Here is a 22,192-nt window from a genome sequence, read left to right on the forward strand (position 1 = left end):
TTCTCGGCCGTGTCAGACCGCGTCCAGTGCGCGGTCGATCAGCCTGATCACGTTCTCGGTGCCGTTGCGCGTTCCGGCCGTCTCGGCGGCTGCAGCCATCCGGTCGAGCCTGTCCCTGTCTCCCAGCAGCGGCACGACGATCCGACGGACCGCATCGCCATCGAAGGTCGCGTCGTCGAGGAGCTCGGCGGCACCTGCGGCCACCGCCGACGCCGCGTTCAGGCGCTGCTCGCCGTTGCCGACCGAGTAGGGCACGTAGAGCGCGGGGATGCCCAAGGCGCTGATCTCGCTGACCGTCGCCGATCCGGACCGCGAGACGATCAGGTCCGCCAGCGCGAAGGCCAGGTCCATGCGGTCGATATAGCGACGCAGTGCGTACCCCTCCACGCCAGGATCGGCGAGATCGCTGCGCTCGCCCGTCACGTGCAGCAGCTGCCACCCGGCCGAGAGGATATCGCGCCAGGAATCCGCGAGGGCCTCGTTGAGGCGCTGGGCACCGAGCGATCCGCCGAAGGCGAGCAGGACCGGACGATCGGCGTCGAGGCCGAAGTACTCCGCTGCCTCCGCACGCGTCGCCGCGCGATCGAGTGCGATGACCTCCTGACGCAGCGGCATCCCGACCGTCTCGCTTCCCCGGAGCGGCGTGCCCTCGAAGGCGACCCCCACGGCCGCGGCACGACGAGCCCCGAGAACATTCGCGAGACCGGGCTTGGCATTGGCCTCGTGCACCACGAACGGCACACCCTCGCGCCGCGCAGCCACGTACGCGGGTGCGGACGCGTAACCGCCGAATCCGACGACGACCTCGACGCGGTGGCGTCGGATATGCGCGCGCACCTGAGCGATCGCGCGGCGGAAGCGCACCGGAAAGGCCGCGGCCTGGCGATTCGGACGACGCGGGAAGGGGACCTTGTCGACGACGAGCAGTTCATAGCCTCGAGCGGGCACCAACCGGGACTCCAGCCCCTCGGCGGTGCCGAGCACGAGCACGGTGGCATCGGCGTCGCGTTCATGGAGCGCGTCGGCCACGGCGAGCAGGGGATTGACATGGCCGGCGGTGCCACCGCCGGCGAGGAGGTACGAGGTCACCTGGTGACCCTACCCCGCCCGGCTGATGGCTTCTCGACCGGCTTCTCGACGACGGGAATGGTGCGTGCGAAGGCAAGCAGCACCCCGCAGGCGATCAGCACGGCGAGCAGCGCCGTGCCCCCCTGAGACATGAACGGGAGCGGGACTCCCATCACCGGGAAGACGCCGATCACGACGCCGATGTTGAGCACGGCCTGACCGACGATCCAGACCGTGATGCCACCGGCGGCGACGCGGATGAACGGATCCGGCGTCTTCCGGATCACGTGGAAGGCGCCGACCGTAAAGAACGTGAACAGGGCCAGGACCACGATGCAGCCGATCAGCCCGAGTTCCTCCCCGACGATCGCGAAGATGAAGTCGTTGCCGGCAGCGGGAAGCCAGCCGTACTTCTCCTGGGAGTTGCCGAGCCCGAGGCCGAAGATCCCTCCCGATGCCATCCCCCAGATGCCGTGGATGGACTGATAGCAGTCGCTTTCGTACAGCGCCATGTTGTCGCAGGTCGCCGTGATACGCCGCATCCGGTCCTGGCTCGACAGCGCGTAGGCGAGGACCGCGACGATGCCGATCACCACCGGGATGATGAAGAGGCGGAGCTTGACGCCCGAGAAGAAGAGGCAGCCGAGCAGGATGAGCACCAGCACCATCGCGGTGCCGAGGTCCTTGCCGGCGAGCACGGTGCCGATCGCGAGCGCACCGACCGGGATCACGGGGATGAAGACGTGGTGCCAGGTGCCGAGCATCGCCTGCTTGCGCAGCAGCACCGCGGCGATCCACAGCGCCAGCGCGAGCTTGAGGAACTCGGAAGGCTGCAGCGTGAAGCCGGCGATATCGATCCAGTTCCGGTTGCCGCCGTCTTCGATCCCGAGCGGCGTGAACACCAGCAGCTGAAGGGCGACGGCGCCGAAGAGGGCGGGCCACGCCATCTTCTTGAGGAATGCGACAGGCAGACGGCTGATCAGGAACATCAGCGGGACGCCGAGGAGCGCGAACACCCCTTGGCGGAGGACCCCGCCCATCGGATCGGCCCCGCTGGCGACCGCGGTCGCACTCGTCGCGGAGAGCACCATCACCAGGCCGAAGAGGGTCAACAGCAGAGCGGTCGACGCGATGAGGAGGAACTCGGTCGACACCGGTGTGAACCGGCGCCCGAGCGACACCCTGGCGGCGAGTCCGCCGGACTCAGAGCGCGGAGGGCGGGACACCTGCGTCATCGGCGCTCCCCCGGTCTATCCAGTCACGCACCGCCTCGGCGAAACGGTGCCCTCGATCCGCATAGCTCGAGAACTGATCGAACGATGCCGCCGCCGGGGCCAGCAGGACTGTGCCCTCGCCGTCGACGATCCCCGACGCGATCTCCACGACACGGTTCATGACCTGTCCAGTCTCGCCAGCATCGACCTCGAACACCGGCACCGACGGCGCGTGTCGCCGGAATGCCGCGACGACGGAGGTCCTCTCGACCCCGATCACGACCGCAGCGCGAGCAGTCGCACCGACATCGGCGACGAGGTCGGCGATATCGACGCCTTTCAGGTCTCCCCCGACGACCCACACCGCGCCGGGGTAGGCACGCAACGACGACGCCGCAGCGTGCGGATTGGTGGCCTTGGAGTCATCGACCCAGGTGATGCCCGCATGCCGCGCGATGACCTGGATGCGGTGCGCATCCAGGCGGAACGACTGCAGGGCGGAGTGGATCGCCTCGGGCTCGACTCCCAGCGAACGCACCAGGGCGCTGGCGGCGAGGATGTTCTGCACGATGTGCGGAGCCGCGAGTCCGACCTCGTCCAGTGCCGCGATGGTCGTGAGCTCGAGAGCGCTGCGCGCGCGGTCGTCGAGGAACGCCCGGTCGACGACGAGTCCCTCCACGATGCCCAGATCGCTCGGACCGGGGATGCCCAGGTCGAACCCGATCGCACGAGCTCCTTCGACGACCTCGGCTTCTTCGACCATGAGCCGGGTCGCATCATCGGCCTTGTTGTAGACGCAGGCGACGCGGGTGTTGCGGTAGACCACGGCCTTCGCATCGCGATAGGCCTGAGCGCTGCCGTGCCACACGAGATGGTCGTCGGCGAGGTTGAGGCACACGGCCGCATGCGGGAACAGCTCGCCCTCTGGCCGTGACTGGCCGAGGTACCAGAGTTGGTGGCTGGAGAGCTCGACGACGAGCACGTCGAAGCCGGCGGGATCCCGCACCGCATCGAGGACGGGCACTCCGATGTTGCCGCAGGGCGCTGCCCGGAGACCGCCTTCGACCAGCAGCGACGCCGTGAGCTGGGTCGTTGTCGTCTTGCCGTTGGTCCCGGTGATGAGTACCCAATCGGCCGGCATTCCGTCGGCGCGGACAACCTTGTCGCGGACGCGCCAGGCCAGCTCGACATCGCCCCAGATCGCGATTCCCGACTCCTGCGCCCAACGGATCACCGGATGCGATGGCGAGAACCCGGGCGAGGCGATGACCACTTCGGGGGCGAAGTCCACCAGTGCGGCCGGCACCTCGGCGAGGGAGCCGAGTTCGAGCCCGGCACCGATCACCGGGAGCAGACGCGCATACTCCTCTTCTGCGGACTCGCTGAGCACGAGCACCTTCGCACCGAACTCGGCGAGGGTGTCGGCCACCGAGAAGCCGGTCATCGACAGCCCGAGGACAGCGACGCGGAGATCGCGCCAATCGGCGTTCCAGCTGGTGAGGCGGCTGAGGCGATCAGTCGACACGGGTGAGCCACTCGACGTAGAAGAGGCCGACGGCCGAGACCGCGAGGAGCCCGGCGATGATCCACATGCGCACCACGATCGTGACCTCGGACCAGCCGCGCATCTCGAGGTGGTGATGGAAGGGGCTCATCAGGAACAGGCGCTTTCCTCGCGTGATCTTGAAGTATGCGCGCTGCAGGATGACGGAGCCGGAGGACAGGACGAAGACGCCGGCGATCACCAGCAGGAGAAGTTCGGTGCGGGTCAGGATCGCCATCGCGGTGATGACGCCGCCGATCGCCATCGAGCCGACATCTCCCATGAAGACCTTCGCCTTGGGCGCGTTCCACCACAGGAATCCGATGAGGCTGGCGGCGACCGATGCCGCGATGATGGCCAGATTGAACGGGTCACGCACCTCGTAGCATCCGCCGAGGGCGTCGGGATCGCCGCCGATGCAGGGCTGCTTGAACTGCCAGAACGCGATCACGCTGTAAGCGCCGACGACGATGACGCCGGCTCCGGCCGCGAGTCCGTCGAGACCGTCGGTGAGGTTCACGCTGTTCGAGGTCGCGACGCCGATGATCGAGATCCACACGAGGTAGAGGATCCAGCCGAGCACGACGCCGAAGGCGAAGAGGTTCAGCCAAGTGATGTCGCGGAACAGCGAGATCGCAGGGCTCGCCGGCATCTGACCCCATCTGTTCGGGAAGTTCAGAGCGACGATGCCGAAGGGGATGATGACCAGCAGCTGGCCGATCACCTTGCGCCACCCCGACAGCCCGAGACTGCGCTGGCTGCGCACCTTCATGTAGTCGTCGATGAATCCGACGGCACCGAAACCGACCATCAGCCAGATCACCAGCAGTGCTGAGAGCGCGGGGACCTCTCCGCTGACCAAGACGCCGGTGAAGTACCCGACGATGGATCCGACGATGAAGATGACGCCACCCATGGTGGGGGTGCCGCGCTTCGCCTCGTGACTCGGGTTGTGGACCGACTCGGGGGTGCGGATGACCTGCCCCCAGCCCCACTTCCGGAAGAGCCGGAGGAAGACGGGAGTCAGGAACAGGGTGAAGGCGAGCGAGATCGCCGCCGACATGATGAGTGACCTCACGAGAACAATTCTCCCAGACGATCGCCGAGATGCCGGAGGCCCACGGAATTGGATGACTTCACGAGGACTCGATCACCGTCGCGGAGCTCGGTGCGGAGGTACTCGAAGGCGGCTTCCTGATCAGGCAGGTGGATGGCCTCACTGTCCCAGGAACCCTCGCCGACGGCGGCGAGGTAGAGCCGCCGCGCCTCGGGCCCGACCACGACGATGCGTTGGATGTTGAGCCTCACCGCGAGCAGACCGATCCGGTCGTGCTCCTCCCCCGCGCTCTCGCCGAGCTCGGTCATCGCGCCGAGAACGGCGACGGTGCGCTCCTCGGGACCGGTGATCTGCGCGAGAGTCCGCAGGGCCGCGGCCATCGAGTCCGGGCTGGCGTTGTACGCGTCGTTGATGATCCGCACCCGATCGCTGCCCAGCGGCTGCATGCGCCACCGTTCGGCGATCTCCACCGTCTCGAGTCGCGCGACCGCGTCTGCGGGCGTGACGCCGACGACCACGGCTGCGGCGATGGCCGCCAGTGCATTGGACACATGATGCGCGCCGAGTACCCGCAGGCGCAGCGTCAGATGGTCATCGCCGACCTCGACGGTGCAGGACGTGCCGGAGGCGGAGACCGCGATGTCGTGCGCGCGGACATCGGCGGTGGGCCCCTGCCCGAAGCCGACGACCTGCAAGCCACGCGCTTCGGCGAGCTCCCGCATCGCGGCGACCCTGTTGTCGTCGATGTTGAGGACGGCGGTACCGGGAACCCGAGCAGCTTCGACGAGCTCTGCCTTGGCCTTCGCGGTGGCTTCGATCCCACCGAATCCTCCCGCGTGCGCCATGCCGACCATGAGCACGACGACGACGTCCGGCTCGACGAGACCGGCGAGGTGCGCGATGCTGCCGGGCGCCGCAGCCCCGAACTCGCTCACCAGGAACCGCGTGTTCTCGGTGGCGCGGAGCATCGTGACCGGGGCCCCGACCTCGTTGTTGAACGACTTGACCGGTGCGACCGTCTCGCCCTCGTCCTGGAGGATGCGTGCCAGGAAGTTCTTCGTCGTGGTCTTCCCGTTGGATCCGGTGATCCCGATGATGCGCAGGGAGCCGCCGGCACGCACGCGCGCCACGACCTCTCTGGCCAGTTCGCCCAGCGCCGCGACGGCGTCGGCGACGACGATCTGGCTGACCGGCACATCGACCGGGTGCTCCACGATGGCCAGCACGGCGCCGGCAGCGACCGCGGACCCCACGAATTGGTGTCCGTCGGTCTCCGCGCCGGGCTTGGCCACGAAGATCGAGCCGGGGACCATCGTCCGCGAGTCCGTGTCGACGAGGCCGTCGACGACGGTCTCGGCGGTGTCTTCTCCGGCCACGCGCAGATCACCGCCGATTGCGGCGGTGATCTCAGCGAGCGTCAGGGCGATCATTTCATCTCCATGCGCGGCTCTCGCCGACTATCCGAACTTGGGAAGGAGCTCGTCCATCGGGACAGAGGACGGCATCACGCGATACGTTTTCATCACCTGCGTCATCGCCTTCTGGAAGGCGGATGCGGTGGCCGCGGACGATACAACCTTAGTCGGCTCGTCGAGGGTGACCACGACGACGTACTGCGGATCATCCACCGGCGCGAAGCCGACCATGCTGGTGTAGTACACGCCGTTCTTGTAGCCGCCGTTGACGGGGTCTGCGACCTGAGCGGTACCGGTCTTGCTCGTCACACGGTAGCCGGGGACCTGGATCCGCTCGGCGTTACCACCCTGAACGGCGACGTTCTCGAGCATGCGCGTGATCTCGGACGCGGTCTGCTTCTCGATGATCTGCTCGTGCTTCGGCTTGTCGGGCGTGGCGACGGTGCCGTCCGCCTGCGTGCACGACTCGACGAGCGAGAGGTCGATCTTCTCGCCACCGTTGGCGATCGCCTGGTACGCGCCGGCGAGCTGCGCGGCTGTGACCGTATAGTACTGGCCGAAGGTCGTCGTGTAGAGGGACTGGCTGTCCCATTCGCTGACCGGGTGCAGGGTTCCGCCCACCTCGGAGGGGAAGTCGATCGTCTTGTGGCCGACGCCGAACCGCTCCAGATAGTCGTACCGCACCTCGGGACTCACCATGGTGCCGAACTTCGACAGCGCGACGTTCGACGAGTCGATGAGCCCGCCGGCGAGGGTGTAGTTGTACGCCGGGTGGTTGAATGCATCGTTGATGACCGCGCCGTTGGGGAACGTCTCCCGCGACGACGCCGTGACCGTGCTCAGGGGCGTGAGCCCGGCGCCCTCGATTGCGGCGGCGGCGGTGATCGCCTTGAAGGTCGACCCCGGCTCGAAGTCCCTGTGGAAGATCTGGCTGTAACGCGTCTCCGGCGTCGAGGAGTCGAGGTCGTTGGGGTCCAGGGACGGCCACTCGGCCGCCGCACGGATCTTCCCGGTCTTCACCTCGACGACGGTCACGGTGCCGCCCTTGGCACCCTGCTTCCGTGCCTCTTCGCCGACCATCTGCTGCAGGTACCACTGCAGATCGCTGTTGATGGTCAGCTGCACCGAGCCGCCGTCGACAGCCTCGACCGTGCGCTCGCTGCCCGGGATCACCACGCCGTTCGCGCCTCGGCGGTACGACTCCTCGCCATCGATCGGCGCCAGGCACTTCTCGCCCAGCTGCTCGACTCCGGCCTGGGCGGTTCCCGAGCCGTCGAGGAAGCCGAGGACGTTGCCGGCGACCGCCCCGTTCGGATAGACGCGGGTCTCTCTCGCCTCCATGTGGAGGTAGGCGAGCTTCAGGTCGCGCAGCTCGATGTACTGCTCGGTGGTGAGGGATTTCTTCAGCGGCGCGTACTGACTCTTCGAATCCTTCGCGAGTGCGTCGGCGACGAGCGCGCGCACCTCGTCGCCCGTCTGCCCGGTGATGGCCGCGATCTTCTCGGACGCTTCCGCCCAGGGCACCTTCGGATCCTTCTCCTCGAACTGCGTGATGACGAGCGGGCTGAGTTGCGCGTCGTACACCATGACGCTCGATGCGAGGACGGTGCCACCGGCATCGACGACCGAGCCGCGCTGTCCGGAGATCGTGTCCCCCACGCCGATCTTGGTGAGCGACTGCGCGACGTGCTCGTCAGCGCTCACGACCTGGATGTCGACGAGGCGCACCACGAAGGCCGCCAGCACGGACAGGATGACGGCGAGGGCGACGACGGTGCGTCGCCGCGGTCCGCGGGTGGCTCGTGTCGTCATGGCTCTCTCCGTCGATCGTGTGTGTTCAGCGTGTCGTGGGGCTCGGGAGTCCGTCGGTGATCGCCGGCGGCAGCTCCTGAGTGGTCTGGCCCGTCGCTCCTGCATCGGTCGCCGTCTTCGTCGGCGTGGGCTTGACGATGAGCGAGTTGCTCACCGCACCCGCTCCTCCGGGGTTGACGGTGGAAGTCCAGTCCGCGCCCGCGCCGGTGCCGAACACCGCACCATCGCTGAGCCTCAGGTACGACGGCGATCCCGCCACCACCATCCCGAGCCCCGCGGCGCTGTTGGCGAGCACCTGGGGTGAGCTCAGGCCGGTGAGCTCCTCCTGGAGCGCGTGGGTCTGCAGATTCAGTTCACGCTGCTGAGATGAGAGGCCGGCGAGCGTGAAGGAGTCCTGCGTGATCGCGAGCGACAGCGCGACCTGGATCGCACCGATGGCCAGGGCACCGCCCAGGGCGACCAGTGCGTACGCGAGCTTGGGTTTGCGTCGGACAGCAGGCCGGGCGACCGGTTGAAGCCTCCGCTGCGGCTCACGTGCCGGGGCGACCGGCTGGACCGGTTTGCGGACGACGGCGTTCAGGCTCATGCGCTCTCCCGCAGCTTCTCGGCGGCGCGAAGACGCACCGGGATCGCACGCGGATTGCGCGCGCGTTCTTCGTCGGAGGCGAGTTCCGCCCCCTTGGTGAGGATGCGGAACTTCGGCGCATGCTCGGGAAGCTCGACAGGGAGCCCTGCCGGAGCCGTCGAAGCTGCGGCAGCGGCGAACGCCTGCTTGACCAGGCGGTCCTCGAGCGACTGGTACGACATCACCACGATGCGTCCGCCGACACCGAGCGCGTCCATCGCGGACGGGATCGCGTCGGCGAGCACGTTGAGCTCCGTGTTCACCTCGATGCGCAGGGCCTGGAACACGCGCTTGGCCGGATGCCCGGCGCGCTGAGCAGCTGCCGGCGTCGCGGCGATCAGGATCTCGACCAGCTGGCCGGAGCGGGTGATCGGCTGCTTCTGCCGGGCGTCGATGATGAAGCGCGCGTAGCGACCGGCAAGCTTCTCCTCGCCGTACCGCTCGAAGATGCGCCGCAGATTGCCCTCGCTGTACGTGGCGATCACGTCGGCCGCCGTGACGCCCTTGGTCTGATCCATCCGCATGTCGAGCGGTGCATCCTTCGAATACGCGAACCCGCGCTCGGCCTCATCCAGCTGCAGCGAGGAGACCCCGAGGTCGAAGAGGATGCCCGCCGCGCCCTGGGCGTGCAGGCCGATCTCGTCGTACACCGTGTGCACGAGCGTCACGCGGTCTGTGAACCGAGCGAGCCTCTCCCCCGCGATGCGCAGGGCGTCGGTGTCGCGGTCGAGCCCGACGAGGCGGATGTTCGGGAAGCGCTCGAGCAGCGCCTCCGAGTGACCGCCCATGCCGAGCGTGGCATCGACGAGCACCGCTCCGTCCGCCTGGAGGGCGGGAGCGAGCAACTCGACGCAGCGGTCGAGCAGTACGGGGGTGTGAATGTCTCGGAGGTTCATGATCTTTCTCGGGGTGACCTTCGGCTCTGATCCCCCTCCGCTTCTCGACCCGGCACCGGGGAAGTGTGTCGGGGCGGGAGCGGCGGGGCATCACAGCCGTGGTCAGAAGAGTCCCGGAATCACCTCCTGCTCGAGGTCGGAGTAGGTCTCCTCGCCGGCGGCGAGGTAGGCGTTCCAGCTCTCGGCATCCCAGATCTCGGCGTGGGCGCCGACTCCAGTGACGATGAGCTCCTTCTGCAGTCCTGCGTACTGACGCAGGTGCGCGGGGATGGTGATGCGGTTCTGGCTGTCGGGCATCTCCGCGCTCGCACCGGAGAGGAACAGTCGCATGAAGTCACGCGCCTGCTTGTTGGCGAGCGGAGCCTGTCGGATCCGCTCGTGCATCGTTTCGAATTCGGCCGTGCTGAACACGTAGAGGCAACGCTCCTGGCCACGCGTGACGACGATGCCGCCGCCGAGGTCCTCGCGGAATTTCGCAGGAAGGATGACCCGTCCTTTGTCGTCCAGCTTCGGTGAGTGCGTACCCAGCAACATCGGCCATCACCCCCTCTCCGTCCGGCCAACTCGAGGTGCGCCCCACTTTACTCCACTTTCCTCCACATACCTACGACCAATCCGCGAAACATGGGGCGAGAACAATCCGGGCGCGCTAAAGAACCGCGGAATTCCGCGGTGGAGGAAGGTGGAGCGCCGGTGGAGGATCAGCGAGGGTTCTCGTTAACGACAGAAGCCCGGATGCTCAGCATCCGGGCTTCTGTCGTGAATGATCTGGGGGGTCAGTGACCGTCCTGGCGCCGATCCCAGCGGTCGTTCATCCGATCCATGAACGAGGCGGAATCCTGACGCTTCGAGGTGGTGCGTTCACGGGGCTCTGCGGGGGTCGATCGGCGCACGGGCATGACGGCGATCATGACGCCGGCGAGCATCGCCGCGAATCCGATCACACCGACCACGATGCCCCACACTCCGCCGAGGATGACACCGGCCACGAGGCCGCCGACTCCGGCGAGCAGAAGGAGAGCACCGTAGACCAGATTTCGGTAGCTCAGTGCACGGTCGCCGGACGGCGCGCTGACGACGTCGGCATCGTTGTGAAGGAGATGGCGTTCCATCTCGTCGAGCAGACGCTGCTCCTGTTCGGAGAGTGGCATTTCGTCCCCCTCGGGTATCGTGCGTTCCATTCTACGCGCGCCCGGGCTTCCGGGGCTAGCAGTTCGAGGTCCCCATGCTTTACGTATGCTGGGAGTCGTGCCGTATTCCTCCCCCGTCCCCGGTGCGGTCGCCGCGCGCCTCGACCGATTCCTCACCCGGATGCGCGAGGAATCCTCGGAGTACGGGCCCGATGCCGCCTCGTTCCTTGATGCCGCTGCCGGCACGCTCGAAGGCGGAAAGCGCCTGCGCGCCAGGTTCTGCCATGCCGGATGGCGCGCCGTCGCCCGCTTCGACGCCCGCGATGCGGGCGAGACCGACGCCCTGTGGGACGTCTGCACCGCACTCGAGATCTTCCAGTCGGCCGCCCTCGTGCACGACGACTTGATCGACAACTCGGATACACGCCGCGGCCGGCCGGCCGCCCATCGCGCGCTCGAGGCGTCGCATCGGTCCGCCGGCTGGTCGGGAGACGGCGAGGCCTTCGGGCGCGCCTCGGCGATCCTCCTCGGAGATCTCCTCGTCGCGTGGAGCGATGACCTGCTCGAGTCCGCGCTGGACGCGCAGCCCCACGCTCGGGCTGTGCGCTCCGAGTACGCGCGGATGCGGCGAGATGTGACCACCGGCCAGTTCCTCGATATCGCCGAGGAGTCGGCCTGGAGCGTCAATGACGGTCGACTCCATGCCGAGAGAGCGTTGCGCGTCGCGTCGCTCAAATCCGCCCGGTACAGCATCGAGCAGCCGCTGGTCCTGGGCGCCGCCCTCGCCGGCGCCCAAGCGGATCAGACGGCGGCGCTGCGTCGCTTCGGCCACCCGGTCGGCATGGCGTTCCAGCTCCGCGACGACGTGCTCGGCGTCTTCGGCGATGCCTCCGTCACGGGGAAACCCGCCGGGGATGATCTCCGTGAAGGCAAGCGAACCGTTCTCGTCGCACTCACCCGGCAGACTCTGGACGCATCGGCGAGGAACCTCCTGGACGAGATGCTCGGCGACCCGGACCTGACGGCGCAGCAGGTGTCGTTCCTGCAGGCCACCATCGCCGACTCCGGTGCACTGGACAAGGTGGAGGCGATGATCGCCGAATACGCTCGCGAAGCAGACCGGGCCCTATCCGGCGCACAGCTCGACAACGCCGCCGTCGGCGATCTGCGCGAACTCGCGCGAGCCGCCACCGTGCGCTCAGCCTGACGTCGGCTCGCCTCAGGCCAGGGTACGTGCGAGTCGCCGGACCGCGCTCTTGTGGCCGGCCAGCAGTGCATCGATCGGTGATCGGCCGAGGCTCTCCTCCTCCGCGAGGAGCCAGTCGATGAGCTCGTCGTCGGTGAATCCGGCGTCCTGGAGCACGATGATCGTCCCCCGCAGCGAGCTGAGCGGATGCCCGTCGACGATGAACACCGCCGGAACCGCGAAGACGCCGCTGCGACGCGATCCGACCAGATAGTGGTCGTCGATCAGGCGGCGGACACGACCGAGGGGCTCATCGAGCACCTCGACGAGCTCGGGCATCGTCAGCCACGCGACGTCAGCGGCGGCAGGGGTTCCAGCAACGTTCTCAGACACGTTGCCAACTATCTCATCTCTGCACGGGCATCGCATGTCACCCCTCCAGTCACATCTGTCACTTGCGTCACTTCTGTTGACTTCCGTTTACATCCGTGTCAGCGTGAAGTGCTCGAAAAGGGGGCCCGCCTTGAGAACCAAGACCGCCACGCGTCGAACGCGAAACCTGCAACTCGGAGTGCCTGCCGCCGTTCTCGGCGCTCTCGCCGCCACTCTCACCGCGGCCCCGGCCGATGCCGCAGCGGCCATCGATCTCACTCCGGTCGAACGTCAGCGCAGCACACCCGTGCGGGTGGTGCCCACCCAGGCCGTGCCGGCGAGCTATGTCGTGCGCCCGGGCGACACGGTCTCATCCATCGCGTCGAGATTCGGGCTCCGCACCGTCGATGTGCTGACCTGGAACCATCTCTCCTGGCGCTCGGTGATCTACCCGGGCCAGACGCTGACGCTGCGGACGGCCGCTGCGGCGCCCGCGGCCACCCCTGCCGCTGCTCCCGCGCCGACCTCCGCCGCACACAAGGTGGTCGCGGGCGACACGGTGTACGCCATCGCGCAGAAGTACGGAACCACCGTCGACGCGGTTCTGGCCGCGAACGGGCTCACACGCGCATCGGTGATCTACCCCGGCCAGAGCCTGGTGGTCGCCGGATCCGCTGCGCCCGCCGCCGCACCGGCCGCCGCGCCCGCGCCCGCGCCCACGCCTGCAGCCGCCGCGGCCCACACGGTCGTCGCCGGCGACACCGTCTTCGGCATCGCCCAGAAGTACGGAACAACGACGCAGGCGGTGTTCACCCTGAACGGTCTGGGGCCGTCCTCGGTCATCTATCCCGGTCAGAAGCTCGCCGTCCGTGCGGCTCCGACTCCCGCACCGGCGACAGCCGCAGCAACCACGGGCGGACAGCGGTCGGCGACCCTCGACGGCGAGCAGGCAGCGAACGCGGCCCTCATCATCCGCGTCGGCCGCGAACTCGGGGTCTCCGATCGGGCGATCGCCATCGCGCTCGCGACCGGCATGGTGGAATCAGGACTCCGCAATCTCAACTGGGGCGACCGCGATTCCCTCGGCATCTTCCAGCAGCGTCCGAGCACCGGGTGGGGAACGCCGGCGCAGATCATGGACGCCGACCGCAGCACCCGCGTCTTCTACGGCGGTCGGACCGACCCCAACGGACATGTCACGCGCGGCCTGCTCGACGTCGCCGGATGGGAGAGCATGCCTTTCACCTCCGCCGCGCAGGCCGTGCAGATCTCGGCCTATCCGGACAAGTACGGCCAGTGGGAGACGCAGGCCTACAGCTGGCTCGCCCTCCACGGCTGACCACTTCCATAAAATCCGCAGGGTCGAGAGGTGAGCCGCTCCCCTGTCTTTCAGGCAGTTCTCAATAGAATTCTGACGTGACGACCAATCAGCAGGCCGACCCCCTCATCGGGCGGCTTGTCGACGGTCGGTACCGCGTGCGTGCCCGGATCGCGCGCGGAGGGATGGCCACGGTCTACGTCGCCACTGACCTCCGCCTCGAACGGCGGATCGCGCTCAAGGTCATGCACGCGCATCTCAGCGACGACTCGGCTTTCCAGAGCCGCTTCATCCAGGAGGCCCGAGCCGCCGCCCGCCTGGCGGATCCGCACGTCGTCAACGTGTTCGATCAAGGGCAGGACGGCGAACTCGCCTACCTCGTGATGGAGTATCTGCCCGGCATCACACTGCGCGAGCTCCTGCGCGAGCAGAAGCGCCTCACCATCCCGCAGACGATCACGATCATGGACGCGATCCTCGCCGGTCTCTCGGCAGCACACCGCGCCGGCATCGTGCATCGCGACGTCAAGCCGGAGAACGTGCTCCTCGCGGAGGACGGCCGTATCAAGATCGGCGACTTCGGTCTCGCCAGAGCGACCACGGCGAACACGGCGACCGGGCAGCAGTTGCTCGGGACCATCGCCTACCTCGCCCCGGAGCTCGTGACCCGCGGGACCGCCGACGCCCGCAGCGACATCTACGCCCTCGGGATCATGCTCTACGAGATGCTCGTCGGCGAGCAGCCGTACAAGGGCGAGCAGCCCATGCAGATCGCGTTCCAGCACGCCACCGAGTCGGTGCCGCGTCCGAGCGTGCGAAACCCCGCCGTGCCGGAACAGCTCGACGAACTCGTGCTCTGGGCCACCGAGAAGTCTCCCGACGAGCGCCCGGACGACGCCCAGCAGATGCTCGAACGTCTGCGCGAGATCGAGCGCGAACTCGGCGTCACCCCGACAGCGGCGAGAGCGACCGCTCCGCAGCACAGCCATGGCGACTCCGGCGACCTCACCAAGGTGATGCCGGGGACGATGGTCATCGCAGACCCGACCGCTCCTGTCCCCGCCGAGATCGACAACGCGACGCTCCTTCGACGACGAGCATCGAAACGGCGAGCCCGCGGGGCGTTCCTGCTGACACTGGTGCTGCTGCTGGCGGTGCTCGCCGGCGGCGTGGGCTGGTGGTTCGGGTCCGGGCCCGGCTCGCTCATCGCCGTGCCGGGTGTCGCGGGAAAGACCTACGACGAGGCCGCAGCGCTCCTGGTCGACGCGGGGTTCGTTCCGACGCAGAAGGACGCGTCGTCCGTCGAGGTCGAGGCCGGAGCGGTGATAGAGACCGATCCCGAAGAAGGCGCACGCCTCGACAAGGGCACCACCGTCACGGTCGTCGTGTCATCCGGTCCCGCGTCTCACGACATCGATGCGGTCGCCGGGGTGGCAGTGGACGACGTCCGCTCGGCGCTGCAAGCCGCCAACCTCGAACTCACGGAGGACGAAGAGTACTTCGGCGACCTCGACGACGGCAAGGTCATCAACGTCCGCATCACGCCGCGCGACGGCGGAGACGCGTTCGGCTGCGCCGAGGGCTGCACGGTCCACGAGACCGACACCGCGACGATCCAGGTGTCACGAGGCCCTGTTCCCGATGTCAGCGACCTGAGCGTCGCCCAGGCGACCGACGCTCTCACGGGCAAGGGGCTGAAGGTCAATCCGGAGAGCCTCTACCAGACCAGCGACAACATCGGGAAGGACCGGGTCATCGGGATCGCCGACCGGCCGTCGGAAGGCGCCTGGCGCCCGGGCGAGACCGTGCAGCTCATCATCTCCCAGGGTCCCCCGCTGTTCGACGTGCCGGATGTGTCGGGAATGACCCGCGACGAGGCGACGGGTGCGCTGAACGAGGCAGGCTTCAAGTGGTCGTACACGAGCGGCACGGGGCTCCCGGACTCGGTGTGGGACCTCTTCGCCAACGAGAACACGAAGGTCGAGTCGTACAGTCCGACCGATGCCCAGCGCAAGGGGACGACCATCACGCTCACGATGAGCTTCTCCGGCTGAGGCCGGGTAGACGAAGAGGGGGCCGGAATACGATTCCGGCCCCCTCTTCGCATCGAGCGTCAGCGCTTCTCAAGCTCCTCCGCCACGAGGAACGCCAGCTCCAGCGACTGCATGTGGTTCAGGCGGGGGTCGCACAGGCTCTCGTAGCGCGTCGCGAGGGCTGCCTCGTCGATCTGCTCGGATCCGCCGAGGCACTCGGTCACGTCGTCACCGGTGAGCTCGACGTGGATGCCGCCGGGGAAGGTTCCCACAGCGCGGTGCGCCTCGAAGAAGCCGCGCACCTCGTCGACCACGTCGTCGAAGCGACGCGTCTTGTAGCCGGTCGGCGTGGTGATGCCGTTGCCGTGCATCGGGTCGGTGACCCACAGCGGTTGCGCACCGGAGTCGCGGACGGCCTCGAGCAGCGGCGGCAGAGCGTCGCGGATCTTGCCCGCACCCATCCGCGTGATGAAGGTGAGTCGACCCGGCTCGCGCTCGGGGTCGAGCTTGTCGATCAGTGCCAGAGCGGTCTCGGGCGACGTGGTCGGACCGAGCTTCACGCCGATCGGGTTGCGGATCTTGGAGAAGTAGTCGACGTGCGCGCCGTCGAGCTCACGCGTGCGCTCGCCGATCCAGAGGAAGTGCGCGGAGGTGTTGTACGGGGTGTCCGTGCGGGAGTCGATGCGCGTCATCGGGCGCTCGTAGTCCATCAGCAGGCCCTCGTGGCCGGTGAAGAACTCCACGCGCTTGAGCTCGTCGAAGTCGGCGCCTGCCGCCTCCATGAACTTGATCGCGCGGTCGATCTCGGCGGCCATGCGCTCGTAGCGCTGGTTGGCCGGGTTCTGCGCGAAGCCCTTGTTCCACGAGTGCACCTCGCGAAGGTCGGCGAAACCGCCCTGAGTGAACGCGCGGATCAGGTTCAGCGTGGACGCGGCCGTGTGGTACCCCTGGAGCAGGCGACCAGGGTCGGCTGTGCGGGAGCCCTCGGTGAAGTCGTAGCCGTTCACGATGTCACCGCGGTAGGCCGGCAACGTGACGTCTCCTCGGGTCTCCGAGTCGCTCGAGCGCGGCTTCGCGAACTGGCCCGCCATGCGACCCATCTTCACGATCGGCATCGAGGCGCCGTACGTCAGCACCACGGCCATCTGCAGCACCGTCTTGATGCGGTTGCGGATCTGCTCGGCGGTCGCCCCGGCGAAGGTCTCGGCGCAGTCTCCGCCCTGCAGCAGGAAGGCCTGGCCGGAGGCCGCACGCGCGAGACGGTCGCGGAGGTTGTCGACCTCACCCGCGAACACCAGCGGCGGGAGACCCGCGATCTGACGGGAGACGTCGGCGACGCGGTCCGCGTCAGGCCACTGCGGCTGCTGCTTGATGGGAAGCGAGCGCCATGCATCAAGGGCTTCGATGTGGTGCGGGAGCATGCGTTCCAGCCTAGTGGTCGCGCGTACCGCCCAGACGCGCGCCGAGGGCTATGTGACGCGGGTCGGGAGGCGGTCCTTGACCGTCGACGCGTAGACGTCTTCGTAGGTCTGTTCGCCGAGCCGCTGCAGGGCCACCATGATCTCGTCGGTGACGGATCGGAGGATGTAGCGGTCGTTCTCCATACCGGCGTACCGGGAGAAGTCGAGGGGCTCCCCGATCACGATGCCGACGCGGACGATGCGCGGCAGGCGCCTGCCGATCGGCATCGCCGTATCGGTGTCGACCATGATCACGGGTACGACCGGAACCTTCGCCTCCAGCGCCATCCGTGCGATGCCCGTGCGGCCGCGGTACAGCTTGCCGTCGGGACTGCGCGTGCCCTCGGGATAGATGCCGAGCAGGTCGCCGCCGCCGAGGACCTGCAGCCCCGTGTTGAGGGACGCCTCGGAGGCCTTGCCGCCGGATCGGTCGATAGGGATCTGACCGGTGGCCTTCATGAAGAACTTCGTCGCCCACCCTTTGAGGCCGCGCCCGGTGAAGTAGTCGCTCTTCGCCAGGAAGGACATCGGGCGGTCGATCACCAGCGGCAGGAAGATGGAATCGGCGAAGGAGAGGTGGTTGCTCGCGAGGATCGCCGCACCGTTCGCGGGCACGTTGTTCCGCCCCACGATCCAGGGGCGGAAGACACCCTTGACCACGGGGCCGATAACGACGTACTTCATCAGCCAGTAGAACATCGAGGTGAAGTCTAGCGCCGCTGCGAGCCGCACCCCGGAGTTCTCGCGTTCTCGACCTTGGAAGCGACTGAGTCTCACCTCGGGCGCGACCGGATTCCATGCCCTACACTCGAAGGACACCCGTGCCCGACCGGTACCGAAGGAGCTGCCGTGGTCCAGTTTGAAGTCCCCGCGATCGTCCCCGCCGATCCCGACGCGAACGTCGCCGACCTGCTGGTGAAGCGTGTCGAAGCCACTCCGGATCGTGCGCTCTTCTCCGTGCCCGACGGTGACGGGTGGCGCGACATCTCGGCCGCCGACTTCCAGACCGCCGTGGTCGCGCTGGCGAAAGGTTTCGCCGCGGCCGGCATCCAGCCCGGCGAGAAGATCGGCTTCCTCGCGCGCACGACGTACGAGTGGACGCTCGTGGACTTCGCGCTCTTCTATGCCGGCGCAGTGATGGTGCCGATCTACGAGACCAGTTCGCCGTCGCAGATCCAGTGGATCCTCGAGGACTCCGGTGCGATCGCTCTGATCGTGGAATCCCCGGAGCACTTCGCCCGCGTCGATGAGGTCCGCGGAGACCTGCCGCTGATCCGCGAGGTCTGGCAGCTGCACCTCGGGGCCATCGACACCCTGACCGCTCAGGGCGCATCGGTGAGCGATGAAGAGATCGAACGACGCCGCACCCTCGCGGTCGGTTCCGACATCGCGACGCTCATCTACACCTCCGGCTCCACAGGACGGCCGAAGGGCTGCGTCCTCACGCACAGCAACTTCGTCGAGCTGTCCCGCAACTCCGCCAAGGCGCTGGACGCCGTCGTGCAGACGCCGGGGGCCTCGACGCTCCTCTTCATCACGACGGCGCACGTGTTCGCGCGGTTCATCTCGATTCTCGACATCCACGCCGGCGTCCGCACCGGGCATCAGCCCGACACGCGCCAGCTCCTGCCGGCTCTCGGGTCGTTCAAGCCGACCTTCCTCCTCGCCGTGCCACGCGTGTTCGAGAAGGTCTACAACTCCGCCGAGCAGAAGGCCGAGGCCGGAGGCAAGGGCAAGATCTTCCGCGCCGCCGCCGACGTCGCCATCGAGCACTCGAAGCTGCTCGAAGCGGGCAAGAAGATCCCCTTCGGGATGAAGCTCAAGTTCGCCCTCTTCAACAAACTCGTCTACAGCAAGCTCCGCGAGGCGATGGGCGGCAACGTCGTATACGCCGTCTCGGGTTCCGCTCCCCTGGGCTCGCGCCTCGGACACTTCTTCCACAGCCTCGGCGTGGTCATCCTCGAGGGATACGGCCTCACCGAGACGACCGCACCTGCGACGGTGAACCTGGCGGACAAGTCGAAGATCGGGACGGTCGGTCCTGCCCTCCCCGGCGTCGGCGTCCGTCTCGCCGACGACGGCGAGATCGAGGTCCGCGGCATCAACGTGTTCAGGGAGTACTGGAACAACCCCGAGGCGACAGCCGAGGCCTTCAGCGAGGGCGGGTGGTTCCACACCGGCGACATCGGCAGCTTCGACTCCGAGGGCTTCCTGACGATCACCGGCCGGAAGAAGGAGATCATCGTCACCGCCGGCGGCAAGAACGTCGCTCCCGCGGCTCTCGAGGACCCGATCCGCGCCAACCCGATCATCGGACAGGTCGTCGTGGTGGGCGACCAGCGTCCTTTCATCTCGGCGCTCGTCACCCTCGACCCCGAGATGCTGCCCACCTGGCTCGCGAACAACGGCCTCGACGCCAAGATGTCTCTCGCGGATGCGTCGAAGAGCGACGCTGTCCGTACCGAGGTGCAGCGCGCGGTGGACATCGCGAACGCCCACGTCTCGCGCGCCGAATCGATCCGGAAGTTCACGATCCTCGACTCGGAGTGGACGGAGGCATCCGGTCACCTGACGCCGAAGCTCTCGATCAAGCGCAACATCATCATGAACGACTTCGCCGACGAGATCGCCGCGATCTACGACGAGCCCGTCGCCACGACCAACGTGGCGATCGGCGGCTGACTCTCCGCCACGCGCATGCATGAAGAAGGGCCCCGTGTAAGCGGGGCCCTTCTTCATGCATTCAGAACCAGGCGCTCTCGCGCACCTCTCGCATGGCCACCTTGCGGGTCTCCGGATCGAGGCGCGTCAGGAAGAGCTTGCCGTCGAGGTGATCGGTCTCGTGCTGCAACGCCTGGGCGAGCAGACCCTCCCCCTCGAGCACCACCGGTTCGCCGTCGAGGTCGATGCCTTCGACGCGCGCCCACGGGTAGCGCTGGGCGTCGTGCCAGAGGCCGGGCACCGAGAGGCATCCCTCCCCCGTCGGCTGGGGTTCGCCGCGCACCTCGGTGAGGACGGGATTGAGCACGTATCCGATATCACCGTCGATGTTGTAGCTGAAGGCGCGGAGCGCGACACCGATCTGCGGCGCGGCGACGCCGGCACGTCCGGGGAGCTCGACGGTGTCGACGAGGTCGGCCACGAGCGCCCGCACACCGTCATCGATCTCGTCGATGGGTGCACAGACGCTGCGCAGAACCGGGTCGCCGAAGATACGGATCTCACGCACCGACATCAGGCGGCCTTCGCCCGCAGGCCCTCGACCAGCAGTGCCGCCAACTCTCGGGCGGCGATCCGGGTCTCCGGGAGCAGGTTCGCGAACACGATCGTCCCGCCGCCGGCAATCTGCGGGTCATACGGGACCCGGACGACGTTGCGTGCTCGTGTGGCGAAGTGGGCCTGCAGTTCATTCAGTCGCACCAGCGGGGTTCCCGGCGTGGACTGGTTGAGGACCACGATCGCATCGCGCGCCTGCTCCGCGTAGCCGTTGGTCTCGAGCCAGGTGAGGGTCTCGGATGCGAGGCGCGCCTCGTCGACGCTGAGTCCCGAGACGATGACGATCTGATCCGCGAGATCGAGGGTGGCCGACATCACCGAATGGACGATGCCGGTCCCGGTGTCCGTCAGGACCAGGGAGTAATAGTGCGCGGCGACGTCGGCGACATCGCGATAGTCGCAGTCGCTGAAGGCTTCGGCGATGCGCGGATCGGAGTCGGAGGCGAGCACGTCGAGTCGTGTCGCATCCCTCGCGACGATGGCCGAGATGTCGTGGTATCCCCTGACATCGTCGTGGATGCGAACGAGGTCACGCACCGACTTGCTGTGGTTCGGGCGCACGATGCGGTCCGCGAGCGTGCCCCGATCAGGGTTGGCGTCGACGGCGATCACCCGATCCTCACGGGCGTCGGCCAGGGCCATGCCGAGCAGTGCGGTGATCGTCGTCTTGCCGACGCCGCCCTTGCGCGACAGCACGGGGACGAACCGCGCCCCTCCGGCGAGCGGAGCGGCGATCCTCGCCGACAGCGCCTTGCGCTGACGTGCCCGACGCCCATCTCCGATGTTGATGCGCCGCCCCGAGACGGCGTAGAGGAAGTGGCTCCACGCGCCCTCCGGTTCGGGCTTCGAGAGGCGGTGGGGGTCGAGCAGCCGGTCCGCGGTCAGGAGGTCGGCCGATTCCCTCGAGGAATCACCCAGATCGTCCAGGCGCTTGGATGTGAGCGTGACGTCGACTCGCGGCGCGGGGCGCACGGGCTGGGACGCGACGGAGTTCTTCTCATCGGGAGTGGACACGGATCTGTTCTCCTTCTGGACGGAAGCTCGCGCGGACGTCGGTGCAGCGGCCTTCGGCGCAGCAGGCACCGATGCAGCGGGCGCGGATGCGACGTCGGCCTTCGCTCTGGCGAGGAAGCGCTCCGCGGTAGCCGCCTCTTCGGACCGATCGCCGACGTCGTCCGGCGTATCGACGTGCGCGGTGGCGTCGGGCTCTTCGACGACCACGGCATCGACGATGTTCTCCGAACGCGGATGGACGAGCGGAGGCGAAGACACCGGGCCGTCGTCGATCGCGGTGGCATGGACGACCGACGGCTCGGTGACGTGGATTTCGGGCTCCTCGACCTCGACCTCGGGCTCCTCGACCACCGGCGCCGAGCGCACGAGATCTTCGGTCGCGGCCTTCTTCGGGGCCGGGATCGCGCCCGCTGCCTTTTCCTTCTTCGGCTTCTTCGCAGCGGTCGGGGGCTCCACGGGAGCAGCGGTCTTCTGCGGGGAGGACTCCCCCGGTGCCAACAACTTCGCCGTGGATGCGGGGTGCGCCTCGGGCTGTGCGGCGACGGGTGGGTCGATCACGAGGTCGCCGACGACCTCGCCCTCGATGACCCCGTCATCGGTGAGGTCGTCGTCCTCGTCCTTGGGCAACGTCACGCTGACCTGCGCGGTTCCGCCGAGGATGCCGATGCCGGCCGTGTCGAGCGATGCGGCCTCATCCAGCATCCCCAGCGGGTTCTCCTCGGGGTCAGCAGTGTTCTTCGGTGTCACGATCTCGCTCCAAGCCTGCGCGGGCC

The 22,192-nt window shown here is 67.8% G+C and carries 19 protein-coding genes; 4 read left to right on the forward strand and 15 right to left on the reverse strand.

Going from position 1 to position 22,192, the window contains the following annotated elements:
* Window positions 1-12: 12 nt before the first annotated feature.
* The 10 genes from ACFC14_RS16685 to ACFC14_RS16730 form a co-directional block, all read right to left on the reverse strand.
* Window positions 13-1,089, reverse strand: a complete 1,077-nt coding sequence (locus tag ACFC14_RS16685) for a glycosyltransferase (RefSeq protein WP_376106829.1) — start codon at window positions 1,087-1,089, stop codon at window positions 13-15.
* Window positions 1,086-2,303, reverse strand: a complete 1,218-nt coding sequence (ftsW, locus tag ACFC14_RS16690) for a putative lipid II flippase FtsW (protein ID WP_136042177.1) — start codon at window positions 2,301-2,303, stop codon at window positions 1,086-1,088. The genes ACFC14_RS16685 and ftsW overlap by 4 nt, the downstream gene beginning before the upstream one ends.
* Window positions 2,272-3,807, reverse strand: coding sequence for a UDP-N-acetylmuramoyl-L-alanine--D-glutamate ligase (gene murD / locus ACFC14_RS16695; protein WP_376106832.1), 1,536 nt, complete (start codon window positions 3,805-3,807; stop codon window positions 2,272-2,274). The genes ftsW and murD overlap by 32 nt, the downstream gene beginning before the upstream one ends.
* Window positions 3,797-4,903 (reverse strand): phospho-N-acetylmuramoyl-pentapeptide-transferase, encoded by a 1,107-nt coding sequence (mraY, locus tag ACFC14_RS16700; protein WP_376106834.1) that lies wholly within the window; start codon window positions 4,901-4,903, stop codon window positions 3,797-3,799. The genes murD and mraY overlap by 11 nt, the downstream gene beginning before the upstream one ends.
* Window positions 4,900-6,312, reverse strand: coding sequence for a UDP-N-acetylmuramoyl-tripeptide--D-alanyl-D-alanine ligase (murF, locus tag ACFC14_RS16705; RefSeq protein ID WP_376106837.1), 1,413 nt, complete (start codon window positions 6,310-6,312; stop codon window positions 4,900-4,902). The genes mraY and murF overlap by 4 nt, the downstream gene beginning before the upstream one ends.
* Window positions 6,313-6,339: 27 nt before the next feature.
* Complete coding sequence (locus tag ACFC14_RS16710) at window positions 6,340-8,109, reverse strand: peptidoglycan D,D-transpeptidase FtsI family protein (protein WP_376106839.1); 1,770 nt, start codon at window positions 8,107-8,109, stop codon at window positions 6,340-6,342.
* A gap of 25 nt (window positions 8,110-8,134) precedes the next feature.
* The gene (locus ACFC14_RS16715; protein WP_376106842.1) at window positions 8,135-8,695 is read right to left on the reverse strand and encodes a hypothetical protein; all 561 of its coding nucleotides are present in this window, start codon (window positions 8,693-8,695) and stop codon (window positions 8,135-8,137) included.
* Window positions 8,692-9,630 carry a 16S rRNA (cytosine(1402)-N(4))-methyltransferase RsmH gene (gene rsmH / locus ACFC14_RS16720; protein WP_376106845.1) on the reverse strand — a complete coding sequence of 313 codons (939 nt, stop codon included), beginning with the start codon at window positions 9,628-9,630 and terminating at the stop codon, window positions 8,692-8,694. Before rsmH ends, ACFC14_RS16715 begins: the two co-directional genes overlap by 4 nt.
* A gap of 102 nt (window positions 9,631-9,732) precedes the next feature.
* Window positions 9,733-10,164, reverse strand: coding sequence for a division/cell wall cluster transcriptional repressor MraZ (mraZ, locus tag ACFC14_RS16725; protein ID WP_056418591.1), 432 nt, complete (start codon window positions 10,162-10,164; stop codon window positions 9,733-9,735).
* Between the two features lie 242 nt (window positions 10,165-10,406).
* Entirely contained in the window at window positions 10,407-10,781 is a 375-nt protein-coding gene (locus tag ACFC14_RS16730) for a DUF3040 domain-containing protein (protein WP_376106848.1), read from the reverse strand.
* A 97-nt stretch (window positions 10,782-10,878) separates the two neighbouring features.
* Between ACFC14_RS16730 and ACFC14_RS16735 the strand changes: the two genes are divergently transcribed.
* Window positions 10,879-11,967 (forward strand): polyprenyl synthetase family protein, encoded by a 1,089-nt coding sequence (locus tag ACFC14_RS16735; protein ID WP_376106849.1) that lies wholly within the window; start codon window positions 10,879-10,881, stop codon window positions 11,965-11,967.
* A gap of 12 nt (window positions 11,968-11,979) precedes the next feature.
* Here the strand turns inward: ACFC14_RS16735 and ACFC14_RS16740 are convergent, their stop codons facing one another.
* Entirely contained in the window at window positions 11,980-12,339 is a 360-nt protein-coding gene (locus ACFC14_RS16740) for an Rv2175c family DNA-binding protein (RefSeq protein ID WP_376106851.1), read from the reverse strand.
* Window positions 12,340-12,469: 130 nt separating this feature from the next.
* Between ACFC14_RS16740 and ACFC14_RS16745 the strand changes: the two genes are divergently transcribed.
* Together ACFC14_RS16745 and pknB are read left to right on the forward strand one after the other, a co-directional pair.
* Complete coding sequence (locus ACFC14_RS16745) at window positions 12,470-13,657, forward strand: LysM peptidoglycan-binding domain-containing protein (RefSeq protein ID WP_376106854.1); 1,188 nt, start codon at window positions 12,470-12,472, stop codon at window positions 13,655-13,657.
* Between the two features lie 77 nt (window positions 13,658-13,734).
* Window positions 13,735-15,690, forward strand: a complete 1,956-nt coding sequence (pknB, locus tag ACFC14_RS16750; RefSeq protein ID WP_376106856.1) for a Stk1 family PASTA domain-containing Ser/Thr kinase — start codon at window positions 13,735-13,737, stop codon at window positions 15,688-15,690.
* Window positions 15,691-15,749: 59 nt separating this feature from the next.
* On the opposite strand, the gene ACFC14_RS16755 is transcribed toward pknB, so the two are convergent.
* The gene (locus tag ACFC14_RS16755) at window positions 15,750-17,090 is read right to left on the reverse strand and encodes a class II 3-deoxy-7-phosphoheptulonate synthase (RefSeq protein ID WP_136042188.1); all 1,341 of its coding nucleotides are present in this window, start codon (window positions 17,088-17,090) and stop codon (window positions 15,750-15,752) included.
* Window positions 17,091-17,138: 48 nt separating this feature from the next.
* Window positions 17,139-17,828, reverse strand: a complete 690-nt coding sequence (locus tag ACFC14_RS16760) for a 1-acyl-sn-glycerol-3-phosphate acyltransferase (RefSeq protein ID WP_136042189.1) — start codon at window positions 17,826-17,828, stop codon at window positions 17,139-17,141.
* Between the two features lie 150 nt (window positions 17,829-17,978).
* Here ACFC14_RS16760 and ACFC14_RS16765 point away from each other — a divergent pair, with 150 nt between their 5' ends.
* Window positions 17,979-19,811 carry an AMP-dependent synthetase/ligase gene (locus tag ACFC14_RS16765; protein ID WP_376106858.1) on the forward strand — a complete coding sequence of 611 codons (1,833 nt, stop codon included), beginning with the start codon at window positions 17,979-17,981 and terminating at the stop codon, window positions 19,809-19,811.
* A 61-nt stretch (window positions 19,812-19,872) separates the two neighbouring features.
* Here the strand turns inward: ACFC14_RS16765 and def are convergent, their stop codons facing one another.
* Entirely contained in the window at window positions 19,873-20,364 is a 492-nt protein-coding gene (gene def / locus ACFC14_RS16770; RefSeq protein ID WP_376106860.1) for a peptide deformylase, read from the reverse strand.
* Entirely contained in the window at window positions 20,364-22,166 is a 1,803-nt protein-coding gene (locus ACFC14_RS16775; protein ID WP_376106862.1) for a MinD/ParA family protein, read from the reverse strand. The genes def and ACFC14_RS16775 overlap by 1 nt, the downstream gene beginning before the upstream one ends.
* Window positions 22,167-22,192 lie beyond the last annotated feature (26 nt).

This window comes from Microbacterium sp. NPDC055988 (assembly GCF_042269505.1).
GTDB lineage: Bacteria > Actinomycetota > Actinomycetes > Actinomycetales > Microbacteriaceae > Microbacterium.